Annotated in this window: 16 protein-coding genes; 11 read left to right on the forward strand and 5 right to left on the reverse strand. The window is 42.8% G+C overall.

What is annotated here, in order from left to right:
• Positions 1 to 261: 261 nt before the first annotated feature.
• Complete coding sequence (rluC, locus tag BB427_RS18250) at positions 262 to 1,212, forward strand: 23S rRNA pseudouridine(955/2504/2580) synthase RluC (protein WP_069022385.1); 951 nt, start codon at positions 262 to 264, stop codon at positions 1,210 to 1,212.
• Position 1,213: 1 nt separating this feature from the next.
• Positions 1,214 to 1,858: an HAD family hydrolase gene (locus BB427_RS18255; RefSeq protein ID WP_069022387.1), complete on the forward strand. Its 645-nt coding sequence runs from the start codon at positions 1,214 to 1,216 to the stop codon at positions 1,856 to 1,858.
• Here the strand turns inward: BB427_RS18255 and BB427_RS18260 are convergent.
• Positions 1,844 to 2,446, reverse strand: a complete 603-nt coding sequence (locus BB427_RS18260) for a Maf family protein (RefSeq protein WP_083229909.1) — start codon at positions 2,444 to 2,446, stop codon at positions 1,844 to 1,846. The two genes, BB427_RS18255 and BB427_RS18260, sit on opposite strands and share 15 nt — an antisense overlap.
• Before the next feature lie 119 nt (positions 2,447 to 2,565).
• Between BB427_RS18260 and yceD the strand changes: the two genes are divergently transcribed.
• From yceD to mltG, 9 genes are all read left to right on the forward strand, one after another.
• Entirely contained in the window at positions 2,566 to 3,090 is a 525-nt protein-coding gene (yceD, locus tag BB427_RS18265) for a 23S rRNA accumulation protein YceD (RefSeq protein WP_010374009.1), read from the forward strand.
• Between the two features lie 10 nt (positions 3,091 to 3,100).
• Positions 3,101 to 3,271, forward strand: coding sequence for a 50S ribosomal protein L32 (gene rpmF, locus BB427_RS18270; protein ID WP_010374010.1), 171 nt, complete (start codon positions 3,101 to 3,103; stop codon positions 3,269 to 3,271).
• Positions 3,272 to 3,282: 11 nt separating this feature from the next.
• Positions 3,283 to 4,329, forward strand: coding sequence for a phosphate acyltransferase PlsX (plsX, locus tag BB427_RS18275; RefSeq protein ID WP_010374011.1), 1,047 nt, complete (start codon positions 3,283 to 3,285; stop codon positions 4,327 to 4,329).
• A 53-nt stretch (positions 4,330 to 4,382) separates the two neighbouring features.
• Positions 4,383 to 5,309 (forward strand): ACP S-malonyltransferase, encoded by a 927-nt coding sequence (fabD, locus tag BB427_RS18280; protein WP_069022389.1) that lies wholly within the window; start codon positions 4,383 to 4,385, stop codon positions 5,307 to 5,309.
• A gap of 13 nt (positions 5,310 to 5,322) precedes the next feature.
• The gene (fabG, locus tag BB427_RS18285; protein ID WP_069022391.1) at positions 5,323 to 6,069 is read left to right on the forward strand and encodes a 3-oxoacyl-ACP reductase FabG; all 747 of its coding nucleotides are present in this window, start codon (positions 5,323 to 5,325) and stop codon (positions 6,067 to 6,069) included.
• Between the two features lie 216 nt (positions 6,070 to 6,285).
• Entirely contained in the window at positions 6,286 to 6,522 is a 237-nt protein-coding gene (acpP, locus tag BB427_RS18290) for an acyl carrier protein (RefSeq protein ID WP_010374019.1), read from the forward strand.
• Between the two features lie 86 nt (positions 6,523 to 6,608).
• Entirely contained in the window at positions 6,609 to 7,847 is a 1,239-nt protein-coding gene (fabF, locus tag BB427_RS18295; RefSeq protein WP_039497526.1) for a beta-ketoacyl-ACP synthase II, read from the forward strand.
• Between the two features lie 33 nt (positions 7,848 to 7,880).
• On the forward strand, positions 7,881 to 8,720 hold the full coding sequence (gene pabC / locus BB427_RS18300; RefSeq protein WP_069022393.1) for an aminodeoxychorismate lyase: 840 nt from the start codon (positions 7,881 to 7,883) through the stop codon (positions 8,718 to 8,720).
• Positions 8,721 to 8,725: 5 nt separating this feature from the next.
• On the forward strand, positions 8,726 to 9,697 hold the full coding sequence (gene mltG / locus BB427_RS18305) for an endolytic transglycosylase MltG (RefSeq protein ID WP_069022395.1): 972 nt from the start codon (positions 8,726 to 8,728) through the stop codon (positions 9,695 to 9,697).
• A 36-nt stretch (positions 9,698 to 9,733) separates the two neighbouring features.
• On the opposite strand, the gene BB427_RS18310 is transcribed toward mltG, so the two are convergent.
• The 4 genes from BB427_RS18310 to aceK all read right to left on the reverse strand — a co-directional run bounded on the left by BB427_RS18310 (position 9,734) and on the right by aceK (position 13,614).
• On the reverse strand, positions 9,734 to 10,342 hold the full coding sequence (locus tag BB427_RS18310) for a MarC family protein (RefSeq protein ID WP_069022397.1): 609 nt from the start codon (positions 10,340 to 10,342) through the stop codon (positions 9,734 to 9,736).
• Between the two features lie 109 nt (positions 10,343 to 10,451).
• Positions 10,452 to 10,835 (reverse strand): hypothetical protein, encoded by a 384-nt coding sequence (locus BB427_RS18315; RefSeq protein ID WP_069022399.1) that lies wholly within the window; start codon positions 10,833 to 10,835, stop codon positions 10,452 to 10,454.
• 99 nt (positions 10,836 to 10,934) lie between these two features.
• On the reverse strand, positions 10,935 to 11,873 hold the full coding sequence (locus BB427_RS18320) for a LysR family transcriptional regulator (RefSeq protein WP_010374031.1): 939 nt from the start codon (positions 11,871 to 11,873) through the stop codon (positions 10,935 to 10,937).
• A gap of 16 nt (positions 11,874 to 11,889) precedes the next feature.
• Complete coding sequence (gene aceK / locus BB427_RS18325; protein ID WP_069022401.1) at positions 11,890 to 13,614, reverse strand: bifunctional isocitrate dehydrogenase kinase/phosphatase; 1,725 nt, start codon at positions 13,612 to 13,614, stop codon at positions 11,890 to 11,892.
• Positions 13,615 to 13,714 lie beyond the last annotated feature (100 nt).

Raw genomic sequence — 13,714 nt, forward strand, 5'->3', positions numbered from 1 at the left:
TTGCTTTTTGGTTTGTTCATCGTGTCCAGTCATTAAACGAAATATTACGCGCTTCGCACTGACTGTTCGCACGTGTTTATCTTAGATGCATGATAAAAGCTTTGGAAATATTAGCTCTAATCTGTATGATCTGCCATCCAAGATGTGCATCACGACATTGTTTTTGCGATAAAAAGCACCTCGCAAAAATTTGCGGCCTGATTATCCCACTAATAATGTCGAGATAGCAACTAAATTATTACTCAAATCAGTGATTAGGCAATGTCAGAGAAACCCGCATTACAAGTTAGCTTCGTTACCGTGACTGAAGACCAAGAAGGTCAAAGGATCGATAACTTTTTAGTTACGCATTTGAAAGGGGTGCCAAAAAGCGCCGTATATAAAATTCTTCGTAAAGGGGAAGTGCGCGTAAACAAAAAGCGGGTGAAGCCTGTATATAAACTACAAATCAATGATGAAATCCGTATCCCGCCTGTGCGTGTTGCGGAGAAAACAGAGTTTGTGCCTAAAAACCTAGATAAAGTCGCAAACTTAGAAGATGCCATTCTTTATGAAGATAAGTATCTGATAGTTATAAATAAGCCAGCTGGTATGGCGGTACATGGTGGTAGCGGCTTAAGCTATGGCTTAATTGAAGCATTAAGAGCACTACGCCCACAAGAGCAAAGCTTGGAGTTGGTGCACCGTTTGGATCGCGACACATCGGGTTGTTTGTTGATTTCAAAGCGCCGCGCTGTGCTTAAAGGACTTCATGAGCAGCTAAGAGAAAAGACCATGGAGAAGAATTACCTTGCGCTGGTTTCAGGGCAATGGGATGCCAAACATAAAAATGTCACCGAACCGCTGCGTAAAAATACCTTAAAGTCAGGTGAGCGAGTGGTGCGAGTGGATCATGAGCAAGGCAAGCCTTCTCATACTCGTTTTAGAGTCGTCGAGCGTTTTGAGTCCGCAACTTTAGTGCAGGCGTCACCCGTAACAGGTAGAACGCACCAGATCCGAGTGCATACTCAATGTAAAGGACATCCGATTGCGTGTGATGATAAGTATGGCGATCAGGTGTTTGATGCCAAAATGCGTGAAGTGGGATTAAATAGGCTGTTTTTGCATGCTAAAGAACTCAGATTTATACACCCAAAAACAGAAACGACACACCATGTAGAGGCGCCATTGGATGAGGCTTTGGAAGCATGCTTAGTTAAATTAAGGAAGTAACATGCGCTACAAGTGTGTGATTTTCGACTGGGATGGCACCGTTATGGACTCTGTGCCAAAAATCGTAAATACCATTCATTTGGCTGCTGAATCTTGTGGAATTGCACCCGTCAGTAACGAAGCGGCGAAAAGTATTATCGGCCTGTCTCTCGATAAAGCGATACTGACACTTTTTCCAAATCATGAAGACAAATTAGCGTCTTTAATTGATGCTTATAAATATATCTATAAGCATCAAGACAAAACCCCAGCGCCTCTATTTGAAGGCGCTGAAGCACTTTTAAAGCAATTACATGGCAGTGGTGTCAAAGTTGCGGTTGCAACAGGAAAAAGCCGAATAGGACTTGACCGCCTGATGGCGGAAAGCGGGTTGAGTGATATTTTCGTTACGACACGGACAGCATGTGAGGCGGAGTCTAAACCGCATCCCGATATGTTGCTTCAGATTTTGGCTGAACTAAACGTGGAAGCTACAGAGGCTGTCATGGTAGGCGATACGATAATTGATATGAATTTAGCGAAGAATGCAGGCATTGAAGCGATCGGCTTCACTATGGGTGTTGCAACAAGAGAGCAGTTATCGCAAACATCGGCTGCCCATATTTGCGATAACTATCATGACTTGTCTAACCTATTGTTGGCCTGATTGCTCTGCGAGCACATCAATACCAAACGCGAGCAGGGTTTTAGTGAGTTGAATAAGGGGAAGGCCAATTAGGGTATTGGGGTCTTCTCCTTCAAGTTTATCAAACAGACAGATCCCTAATCCTTCGCTTTTAAAACTTCCAGCACAGTTGTAAGGTGTTTCTGCATCACAATAGTTACTGATCTGTGCTTGGGTGAGTTGGCGAAAGTAAACGTGAAACGGTACCACTTCAGTGACCGTTTTGCCGCTTTCAATGTCGAAAACGGTTAAACCAGTCAAAAAAGTCACGCGATTATTGCTAAATAGGCTTAGTTGCTTAATCGCGTTTGCTTTATTATGCGGCTTTCCTAGGATCTCACCGTTGAATAGTGCAACTTGGTCTGAACCAATCACCACACCTTGTTGATATTTTACTAATGCTGCTTTGGCTTTTGATTCGCTCAACCGTGCAACAAGTTGCTGTGCTGATTCACCTTCGAGTGCTTGCTCGTCTACATCCGGTGAAAAAGATGCAAAAGGAAGCATTAATTTTTTCAAAATTGACTGCCTAAATAGCGAACTTGAGGCTAGAATAAGGGGCGTTTTCATGAGATTTTTATCTTTGTGACAACATTGCCAACAGGATAATGCGCAATAACGCGAAAAACAAAGGGAAAGTGTATTTTTACTTTGACTAACACAGTAACTATCTATATGATGCAGCCCCTATGCAAAAGGTGAAAATTCCCATCACTATTGATCCATGCAGAGCAGCGCAACGTCGAGCATCTTATGACGGTGTTGTAATGCTTGAAGAACTTTCTCGATTGCAGCAAGTTGTGCGTGATCAAAATAGTGAAATAGCGGTAGACATTCATTTCAACATCGACGAACAAGGTTTGGTTGTTGTGCAAGGCAAAGTCCGAGCCCATCTAACCGTTGTATGTCAGCGTTGTAATGATGAATTAGGGTTGGATTTGGAACAAGACTTTGCGTATTCGCCAGTCGGATTAGGTGCAGAGTCGGATGATCTTCCCGAGCGTTATGATGTGTTGGAACTGGATGAAGAGGGTGAGGTTAATCTAAGACAGATCGTCGAAGATGAACTATTACTCGCAATTCCGATAGTCCCGACGCATGATGAAGCACTATGCTCTTATTCTGATAAGCCAAAGAGCTTTGGTGAAATTGAAGCAGAAGATAGCAAACCAAATCCATTTGAAATTTTGAAACAACTTAAGAAAGATTCTTAGGAGAAGGCTAATGGCGGTACAAAAAAGCAAGAAGTCACGCGCACGTCGTGGTATGCGTCGTTCACACGATGCGATCAGTGGACCAGCTCTAACTGTAGATCAGGTTTCTGGCGAGACTCATCGTCGTCACCACGTGACTGCTGACGGTTACTACAAAGGCGTTAAAGTAATTTCTAAGTAAGAGATTACTTTATGCTGACCGATCTAACCATTGCGTTAGATATGATGGGGGGCGATTACGGCCCCCGTTCATCTATCCCCGCAGCTATCGCTGCTGTGCTTAAGCACCCAAATCTAAATTTAATCCTCTGTGGTAATCAGCAAGTTATTGAAAGTGCTTTGACTAAAGCAAATATGCTGGATCATCCAAGACTCAAAATTAAACACTGTAAAGAAGTCGTCACTAACGGTTGTGAACCTGCCTCTGCACTTAGAAATAAAAAGCAGTCTTCTATGCGTATTGCGCTTGATTTGGTGAAATCTGGCGAAGCGCAGGCTTGTGTTAGTTCAGGAAATACAGGTGCGCTCTTTTTTATGGCCCACTATGTGTTAAAAATGTTGCCTGGTATCAAGCGTCCCGCGTTAATTTCAGCCGTTCCAACAGAGAAAAAGCAACCCGTTTATTTGCTTGATCTTGGTGCGAATGTACATTGTGACCCTGAAACCCTCTATCAGTTTGGTATTATGGGCTCAATCGTGGCTGGAGAGGCATTAAATATTCCTTCACCTAAAGTGTGTTTGCTAAACATTGGCTCTGAAGAAATCAAAGGCCATGATGGTATTAAGCAAGCTGCAAAATTAATGAAATCCTCATCTGTTATTAATTATCAAGGCTATTGTGAGGGGAGCGATATGTTCTCTGGCAAAGCTGATGTAATTGTATGTGAGGGATTTGTCGGCAATGTCGCCTTGAAAACCTGTGAAGGGATTGCCAAACTCATCATGCATAAGTTTAGCAAAGCGTTAAAAAAGCACTTTTTTTATAAAGCGTTGGCCTTTTTACTTCGACCCGTTATAAAAAAACTGTATAGAAGGGTGAACCCCGACCAGTATAACGGCGCAAGTCTGGTAGGATTGCGCGGTATTGTTGTGAAAAGTCACGGAAATGCCACAACGAAGGCATTTTTAGCCGCGATTGAAGAAGCTGCGCAAGAAGTACAACGCAAGATCCCTGAAAAGATCCAAGCGGTGTTTGCTCAGGTCGACACAGAAAAACAACCGTCAGGTCCGCATCCCTAACACTGCTAAGTGACATGAGGACGTGGCGACAACAGAGAAAATAAGAGCACAATATGTCACAAAAAATCGCATTATTTTTCCCAGGACAGGGCTCACAAAGCGTGGGCATGTTATCTGAATTATTAGCATCTTCTGATATCGTTAAAGCGACTTTCGCTGAAGCCTCAGAAGCACTAGGCTACGATTTAGCCGAACTTGTGCTAAACGGTCCTGAAGAAGAATTAAACCAAACGCACCGTACTCAACCGGCATTATTAACCGCAAGCGTTGCTATATTTAGAGCATGGCAAGAGAAAGGTGTTGAAGCTGAACTGACACTAGCAGGCCATAGTCTAGGTGAATACTCGGCATTGGTATGTGCAGAAGTATTAACCCTTGCAGATGCCGTTAAGTTAGTTGAAAAACGTGGTTTATACATGCAAGAAGCAGTTCCTGCTGGCACCGGGTCAATGGCGGCAATTATTGGTTTGGATGATGACGTGATTGCCAAGGTGTGTGCCGAATCTGCACAGGGTGACGTTGTTTCGCCGGTAAACTACAACTCACCAGGCCAAGTGGTGATTGCAGGTCACGTTGAAGCCGTAAATCGAGCTTCTGAAGCGTGTAAAGAAGCAGGAGCTAAACGCGCATTACCACTTGCAGTTAGCGTTCCATCTCATTGCGCATTAATGAAAACTGCGGCTGATAAATTAGCCAAAGATCTTGAAGCACTCGCTTTTTCAGAGCCAAAGTTTGATGTGATCAACAATGTTGACGTTGCTGTTGCAAAAGATGCAGCAGCAATAAAAGATGCGCTTATTCGTCAGCTTTATAGTCCAGTAAGATGGACTGAAACTGTACAAGCGGTTGCGAAAGAAGGTGTTACAACAACTTTTGAGTTCGGCCCTGGTAAAGTGATTTCGGGTCTTGTCAAACGCATCGACCGCTCAGTGTCGTGTGTGTCGGTAAATGATTTAGCTGCCATTGCAGCTGCAGAATAATAACGAGAGCATTATGAGTAATTTATTTTCTTTAGAAGGTAAAGTAGTACTAGTAACGGGTGCTAGCCGTGGTATTGGTAAAGCAATCGCTAACGCTTTAGTGGCGCAAGGTGCAAAAGTTGCGGGTACTGCAACGAGTGAGTCTGGTGCAGAGCGTATCTCTGAGTATTTAGGCGAAAATGGTAAAGGTTATGCGCTAAACGTGACAGATGCCGACTCAATCGCAACAACTTTGGATGCAATCAAAGCAGACTTAGGTGATATTGATGTGTTGGTAAACAATGCTGGTATCACACGCGATAACTTGCTGATGCGCATGAAAGATCAAGAGTGGGATGACATCATCGATACTAACTTGTCATCTATTTTCCGCTTATCAAAAGCGGTACTTCGTCCAATGATGAAGAAGAAAAATGGCCGTATCATTAACATTGGCTCAGTAGTGGGCACTATGGGTAATGCGGGTCAAGCTAACTATGCTGCTGCAAAAGCTGGTGTAATTGGTTTTACAAAATCATTGGCGCGTGAGGTTGCATCTCGTGGTATTACGGTAAATACTGTAGCACCGGGCTTCATTCAGACAGATATGACGGATGAGCTAACTGATGAGCAAAAAGCAGCGACTTTGGCGAATGTACCAGCAGGTCGTTTAGGTCAGCCAGAAGAAATCGCAGCGGCTGTGGTTTATTTAGCATCAGATGCGGCAGCGTATGTTTCTGGTGAAACTTTGCACGTAAATGGTGCGATGTACATGGTTTAACCCGCTAAGATCACAAATCAATTGAAATTTTTGTGATCTTGTCGACAACGTACTTGAAATCGTCGCGAAAATAGGCGATAAAAAGATCCAAAGCTTTGTAACAGGTTTGACCAGAAAAAAAAGTACGGGTCAATCCTTGAATCCCAGAATGATGCGTCGTAAACTGCGCCGCAATCTGAAAATTAACGCAGTAGCGTTTAAATAAAGGAAAGAAGAATGAGCGACATCCAAGAACGCGTAAAGAAAATTATTGTTGAACAACTAGGTGTTAAAGAAGAAGAAGTTAAATCAGAAGCGTCTTTCGTTGATGATTTAGGTGCTGACTCTCTAGACACTGTTGAGCTTGTAATGGCGCTAGAAGAAGAGTTCGATACAGAGATCCCTGATGAAGAAGCTGAGAAAATCACTACTGTTCAGGCAGCTATCGACTACGTTACTGCTCACGCTGAGTAACTAGCTTTTCTATTAGGGCAGCACTCGCTGCCCTAACTCTTTCTAGACCCCCCAATTATTATAATAATCCCTTTTTGGAGGACACCGTGGCTAAACGTCGAGTCGTAGTAACTGGCTTAGGTATGTTGACGCCGCTGGGTAATGATGTTGCATCTACCTGGCAGGGCTTATTAGAAGGCCGTAGTGGCATTCGCAATATCACGCATTTTGACACAGAAGGTTTCGGGACTAAGTTTGCTGGTTTAGTTAACGACTTTGATGTCACTGAGTACATTTCCCCTAAAGATGCTAAAAAAATGGATGTCTTCATCCAGTATGGTATCGCTGCAGGTGTACAGGCTTTAAAAGACTCAGGTCTTGAAGTTAACGAACAGAACGCCGCTAGAGTTGGTGTAGCTATCGGTTCTGGTATCGGTGGCTTGACGCTAATTGAAGAAAACCACGTTAAGCTATTAAATAGCGGTCCACGCAAGCTTTCTCCGTTTTACGTTCCTTCTACTATTATCAATATGATCTCTGGTCACTTGTCCATCATGCATGGCTTGAGAGGTCCAAATATTTCGATTGTGACTGCATGTACAACTGGCCTTCATAATATTGGCCATGCGGCACGTATGATTGCGTACGGCGATGCGGATGCGATGGTAGCAGGCGGTGCTGAAAAAGCGTCAACCCCAATTGGTATGGGTGGTTTTAGCGCGGCTCGTGCGCTTTCTACGCGTAACGATGATCCGCAAGCGGCTTCTCGCCCTTGGGATAAAGACCGTGATGGTTTTGTGCTAGCTGATGGAGCTGGTGTGATCGTACTGGAAGAGTATGAGCATGCGAAAGCTCGTGGTGCGAAAATCTACGCTGAACTGGTTGGCTTTGGTATGAGTGGCGATGCATATCACATGACATCACCACCAGAAAATGGTGCTGGCGCTGCACAAGCTATGGTTAATGCATTGAATGATGCAGGGATCAATGCAGAGCAGGTTGGCTATATCAACGCACACGGCACTTCTACTCCAGCGGGTGACGTTGCAGAGACGCATGCTGTTAAGTCGGTATTTGGTTCTGCGGCAAAAAATGTGATGGTGAGCTCGTCTAAATCAATGATGGGTCACTTACTTGGTGCTGCGGGCTCAGTTGAATCAATTATTTCGATTCTTGCGCTGCAAGACCAAAAAGTAACGCCGACCATTAACTTGGATAACCCAGATGAAGGCTGTGATTTAGATTATGTGCCTCATACTGCCCGTGATGCGAAACTAGAGTACACTTTGTGTAACTCGTTTGGTTTCGGTGGAACAAACGGTTCGTTGCTATTTAAAAAGGTGTAGATCAGCCTTAGTAATCTTATAGCAAAGTAGGTTATGATAAAAAAGCTCGGCATTGCCGAGTTTTTTTATGTTTTTGATACCCTTAAAAAGGAAAGTGATGTGGATAATCAACAGCTTTTTTCTAACACTGACAGAGGATTGGCCTATGGCGATGGCTTCTTTACCACCGCGTTAGTCCGTGATGGAAATGTTGATTTGTGGCCACTTCATAGAAATCGACTGGTGGAATGTCAGCAGCGCTTGGGCTTTCCTGAGCTACGACTAAGCAAAATCGAGTTTTTGGTTCAAGAGCAAGTTAAAGATAAAGCGGAAGCGGTGCTAAAGATCCTTATCACTCGAGGGGAAGGAGGCCGTGGTTACCAAGCTCCTGAGACACCTCAGCCGAGTGTGAGTATTCAGGTCTTACCTTTTCCTTCACACTATACAACTTGGCAGCAGAATGGGATTGAGGTCGCATTAAGCCGAGTTAAACTGGGTATTCAGCCGTTACTCGCTGGATTAAAGACACTGAATCGATTAGAACAAGTACTTATTAAACAAGATGCACTGACATTGGTTTGCGACGATGTCATTGTGACGGACATCAATGATAGGGTGATTGAAGCGTCAGCGGCAAATATCATCATGATTAAAGACAACACGCTGTATACACCAGATCTTAGTGGATCAGGCATTAAAGGGGTGTTTTTAAGCGCACTTGAAAGTAAGCACGATATTAGAGTCAAAAATATTGCTTTTGACGAGTTAAAAGCAGCTGATGGTGTATTTATTTGTAATAGTTTAATGCAGTTAGTACCTGTAGTAAGAATTGAGAATAAACATTTCGATATCGCCGACTTACATGAATTGAAAAGGCGATTTTTAGGGAAGTAATATAAATGAAAAAACTGTTTATCATCGTCGCATTTTTGATAGCAGCAGCGTCATGGTGGTTATCTCAGCAAATAAATAAGGTTAAATTTGAACCACTTAATATCTCCGAGCCATTAGTTGAGATAAAGGCTGGACAAACATTTAATCAGCTATGTCATCTATGGCAGCGTAGCGGGGCATTATCTAACTGCTTTCCTTATCAACTTTATAGTAAGTTAGAGCCTAAGTTATTCGCGTTACAAGCGGGCTTTTACGATCTTAAAGGGCTAACTGTGCTAGATGCCATCAGCAAAATTAGTCGCGGGGATCAACACAACTTTAGCTTTACAATCATTGAAGGGATGCCCATTTGGGAAGTCAAAAATAAGCTCCTCAGCGCCCCCTACTTAAGGCAAGACATTGATAAACTGACAGCACAACTGAATATATCGCAAAGTTCAGCTGAAGGATGGTTGTACCCCGATACCTACCACTATCATGGAAATGACTCAGCGCTGCGCTTACTTAAACGTGCCCATACCAAAATGCAGAGTGTGCTTGAAAAGGAATGGCAAAATAGAATGCCAGACCTTCCTTTAAACACGCCTTATGAAGCCTTGATCTTGGCTTCGATTATTGAGAAAGAAACGGGCGTAGTTGCAGAAAGAGATAAAGTAGCCTCCGTTTTTATCAATCGCTTACGTAAAGGTATGCGTTTACAGACAGATCCAACCATTATTTATGGTATTGGTGAGCACTTTGATGGTGACATTAAACGTGAAGATATCCGTGAAAAGACGCCATATAACACTTATCGAATTGATGGTTTGCCACCGACACCCATTGCAATGCCGTCTCGTGCTGCTATTCATGCGGCACTTAATCCAGCAATAACCGAATACTTTTACTTTGTTGCGTCAGGAGATGGTGGGCATCACTTTTCGAAAACACTGACTGAACATAATAAAGCGGTGAAGAAATTTATTTTGAAACAATGACATCGAAAGAGAGGGCTAACCCTCTCTTACTCTCTATTACAACATAAAATATTCTTTAATACCCGCCAATACACTAGACACTGCGACTGAAGCTAAAATAAGTCCCATTACTCGGCTGACGATACTAGCGCCACTATCACCAATCCATTGGTGAATTTTTGTCGCAACCAGTAAAAATAGCAACACGATAGCCAATACGCTGAGCATAATAATCGAGGTTTGGAGTTGTTCAAATACATTGTTTTCGCTGTTTTTAGTCAGCAAAACGGCTGCCAACATTGCCCCTGGGCTTGCGATAGAAGGCATTGCCAAAGGGAAAATAGCGGTGTCGGATGCTTTACTGTCTAACTTAATCTCTTCACTTGGCTTACCCTCGCCAAAAATCATTGTCATGGCAAAGATGAACAGTACGATGCCTCCGGCAATCGCGAATGCAGGTAGGGGAATACCAATCGCGTTTAAAATGATTTCGCCCGCAATAATAAAAAACAGCAACACAATGGCTGCAACCAGTGTGGCTTTAACCGCTATTTTTCGTTTCGTCGCAATATCAAAGCCAGTGGTGGTTGCGATAAATACTGGTATAGTGCCAATGGGGTCGATGACCGCAAAGAAAAAAATGAACGTTGAGATATAGTGTTCCATAGTTCCCTATTATGAAATAAAGGTTGTTCACAAATTGCTTATGGTTGGCCATTTGTAACGACCAACGGCAAATAATATCACTGATATCATGACTTTGTTCTGAATATTCTTAATTAATTTTTGAATTTACAGTATGTACCCAAGCCACTGCGTCGTTGTAGTTCTCGAAGTTCTTAATCGTTAAGCCGTGCTTGTCAGCAAATGCTTCAATTAATCCACTTTTGGTGTCTAAGGGGGAGATTACTCGGGCAAGAGTAATCCCATCGACAAATTGATTGAGTTTTTGTAAAACGGTTAGCACGCTTGGATAGTCGTAGGTGATATGTAATTGAGAGACGTCGATAACTAAACTTTTTAGCTGATTCGATTTAAGTGCAAGCCCTAAATTTTTGTACATTTCAATAATATTGGCTTCCACGCATTCCCCGTATGCGGCTGCGTGGATAAGTTTCTCTTTACTATCAACCGTTGCTCTATAAGAGAATTTCGCCATGCTCTATTGCACCTTTTATGCATATAGATAAAAGGATAGTTCAATTAGCTGGCGATACCAATTTCAAAAAGCGCACCAAAGCAAAGCTTAGTTATATCGCTATGCTAGCTCTTCAGCTACCTCAGCAATTTTTTGTCTCAACCAAATGTGGCTCGCATCGCGGTGTAATAGCGGGCTCCAAATCATATCTAACTCAAACGGCGGAATAGGGAATGGCGGTTCCAGAACCGCTAAGGTCGGATCATCACGATAGATATTCGCGGCTTTTGACGGCAATGTTGCGATTAAGTTCTGCTCTTTTGCTAAATGAATTGCAACGTGATAATTACGTGTAAAAGTTGCGATGTTTCTGTGTTTTCCAAAGTGTGCAAGTGCCTCGTCAACCCAGCCAAGCTTCTGTACATCAGCGGGATCCATTCCTACCCCAACACCAAATCCGGTTTTACTTACCCAAATATGGCGAGATTTTAAATAGGCATCAAGCGTAAAGTTGGTAATAACCGGGTTATCGGATTTCACCAGACAGCAAAAACTATCCTTCCAAATTCGTTTGTGATGAAACGATTGCGGTAGATTTTCGAAGCGGTTAATTGCCATGTCTACCTTGCCATTTTCTACATCATGAAAAGTAACATCACTCGGCGTGAGAATATCAAGGGTCGTATCTGGAGCTTCTTCATGAAGTTTAGTTAGAAGTTTCGGCGCAAGCGTACTTGCAGCATAGTCGCTGGCCATAATCCTAAATACTCGATTACTACTCGCTGCTTCAAACTCCCTGTTAGGGGCTAAGGTTTCTTCCAAAGTCATGAGTATGCCACGGATCACAGGCTGCAGCTCAAGCGCGCGCTCTGTTGGCACCATGCCTTCGCTGGTACGTACTAAAATAGGGTCATTAAAGAGGTTTCTGAGACGCTTAAGACCGTTACTCATTGCCGGTTGGGTAATACTTAATTGATTTGCGGCACGTGTTACATTGCACTCTCGAAGTAAGGTATCGAGGTAAACCAGCAGGTTAAGGTCAATTTTACTAATATTCACTCAGTTTTCCTTTGTATTATTCTTCTTTTTTGGCATCTTGGAGAAAGCGATTTTTATGTGGATAAGGGTAAATATGTCTTACGACTTTCTCACGAATATCTCGTTGTGCTTGCTGCCAAAACAACACCTCAGCCAAATCAGCATGATGGCGCAGAAACATTTCCTTTAGTGTAGGATTTGTCAGAACAAATGTACACAACTGTTCAGGAAAGACGTCTTGTGGTGCACTGGAAATATCGCCAGAGTCGTACATATTATCAAGTCCTTGTTTTGGCAGCGCTCTAAAGTTCATTTCTGTGAGATATTGCACCTCATCATAGTCATAGAAGATAACTCTATGATGTTTACTTACGCCAAAGTTTTTTAACAGCATGTCTCCTGGAAAAATGTTTACAGCGAGCATTTCTTTGAGCGCATAGCCGTAATCTCTAATGACTTGCTCGCACGTTTCTTCATCGGCTTGCTGTACAAAGAGATTGAGCGGTGTCATGCGGCGCTCTATATACAAGTGCTTTATTACCATATTGTCCCCCTCAATACGTATACTTTGAGAGATAGAACCCAGCAATAGCTGATAAAGGGCTGGAGAAATACGTGCAAGTGGGATCACCACATCGGAATATTCAATCGTATCTGCCATTCTACCTACGCGATCGTGACGTTTTACGAGTTGGTAGCGCTCTAAAACGGTTGTTTTTGTAAATGGCTTACTTTCTGGAAATTGGTCACGGATCACTTTAAAAACATAGGGAAAGCTTGGCAGAGTGAATACCATCATCACCATACCCGGTGTACCTGGTGCGACTTCAAATTGTTCTTCGGAATTAGCTAAGTGGTGTAAAAACTCACGATAAAATTCGGTTTTCCCCTGCTTATGAAAGCCGATGGCGTTATAAAGCTCAGCCTTTGTTTTATTTGGCATAAGTTGATTTAAAAACTTAACTAGCGCAGATGGGGCATGGGTCTCTACTAAAAAGTAAGCACGTGCAAAACCAAAAATCACCCGCATTTGTGAGCTATTGGTAAGCAGCGCATCAATCAGTAAGCCTCCTGTTTGTGCATGTAACACTGAAATGATAAACGGCTGTACACCAGATTTAGATACCACTCGGCCGACAATATAGGCACCTTTATTACGATAGAATGGTGCGCTGAGGATATCGAAGCGCATTAAGTGCGCCTGATGATGCGTGTTAGGTGCTTGCTTAAGAAACGCCTTAACGAGTAGTCGAATATCTCTATCTAAATCTTCAAATTCACAATGGAAGTCAATGTGTTCAATGATTCTTTTGATGGTGGGCTTGAGGCCATTGACGACTGGAAAATAACTTCGATACTCAGCTTCTACAGGGAGTGATGTGGCGTTAGCAAGCTGGGTTTCAACAAAAATGAAATCGCTATTGTAATATCGACGGTGAAAGAGGCGACAAAAAACTGAATTATAGAAAGTTTCAGCAAGCTCGGGTTGAGGGTGAAAGGTAAGACGCTCAAGGTAAGCCTGTTTTACTTGATACCATAGCGATTCATCCAGTTGCGTCGAGCCATAGAGTTGTATTAACTTCTGTGCGGTTTCATCAACTTTGCTATCGTATTGGCTGATCCTCGCTTTACTTATTCGTTCTATCTCTCCCCAATTTTGAGCAGCAAAAGCGATGGGAGCCAGTTTGGTAATTTTTACAAATGCGTGATAGTGATTTTGGAAACCTGATAAAATTCGCTCTGCTAACTGCTGTGCTTGCATCTACATCCCTCATAAATTATCCACGCGGAGTGGTTTCACTTTACAAGGTAATGTGCGAAAAGTCATCTGGTAATACCAGTTAAGGTATTAGCATAACTAT

The organism is Pseudoalteromonas sp. BMB (genome assembly GCF_001709235.1).
Taxonomy (GTDB): Bacteria; Pseudomonadota; Gammaproteobacteria; order Enterobacterales; family Alteromonadaceae; genus Pseudoalteromonas; species Pseudoalteromonas maricaloris.

What these genes read in the sequence shown, in the direction of transcription:
- mltG (WP_069022395.1), top strand. Translation starts at nt 8,726, where the DNA reads ATGAAAAAACTGTTTATCATCGTCGCATTTTTGATAGCAGCAGCGTCA.
- yceD (WP_010374009.1), top strand. Translation starts at nt 2,566, where the DNA reads ATGCAAAAGGTGAAAATTCCCATCACTATTGATCCATGCAGAGCAGCG.
- BB427_RS18315 (WP_069022399.1), bottom strand. Translation starts at nt 10,835, where the DNA reads ATGGCGAAATTCTCTTATAGAGCAACGGTTGATAGTAAAGAGAAACTT.
- fabG (WP_069022391.1), top strand. Translation starts at nt 5,323, where the DNA reads ATGAGTAATTTATTTTCTTTAGAAGGTAAAGTAGTACTAGTAACGGGT.
- aceK (WP_069022401.1), bottom strand. Translation starts at nt 13,614, where the DNA reads ATGCAAGCACAGCAGTTAGCAGAGCGAATTTTATCAGGTTTCCAAAAT.
- BB427_RS18260 (WP_083229909.1), bottom strand. Translation starts at nt 2,446, where the DNA reads ATGAAAACGCCCCTTATTCTAGCCTCAAGTTCGCTATTTAGGCAGTCA.
- BB427_RS18255 (WP_069022387.1), top strand. Translation starts at nt 1,214, where the DNA reads ATGCGCTACAAGTGTGTGATTTTCGACTGGGATGGCACCGTTATGGAC.
- pabC (WP_069022393.1), top strand. Translation starts at nt 7,881, where the DNA reads ATGATAAAAAAGCTCGGCATTGCCGAGTTTTTTTATGTTTTTGATACC.
- acpP (WP_010374019.1), top strand. Translation starts at nt 6,286, where the DNA reads ATGAGCGACATCCAAGAACGCGTAAAGAAAATTATTGTTGAACAACTA.
- rpmF (WP_010374010.1), top strand. Translation starts at nt 3,101, where the DNA reads ATGGCGGTACAAAAAAGCAAGAAGTCACGCGCACGTCGTGGTATGCGT.
- plsX (WP_010374011.1), top strand. Translation starts at nt 3,283, where the DNA reads ATGCTGACCGATCTAACCATTGCGTTAGATATGATGGGGGGCGATTAC.
- BB427_RS18310 (WP_069022397.1), bottom strand. Translation starts at nt 10,342, where the DNA reads ATGGAACACTATATCTCAACGTTCATTTTTTTCTTTGCGGTCATCGAC.
- rluC (WP_069022385.1), top strand. Translation starts at nt 262, where the DNA reads ATGTCAGAGAAACCCGCATTACAAGTTAGCTTCGTTACCGTGACTGAA.
- fabD (WP_069022389.1), top strand. Translation starts at nt 4,383, where the DNA reads ATGTCACAAAAAATCGCATTATTTTTCCCAGGACAGGGCTCACAAAGC.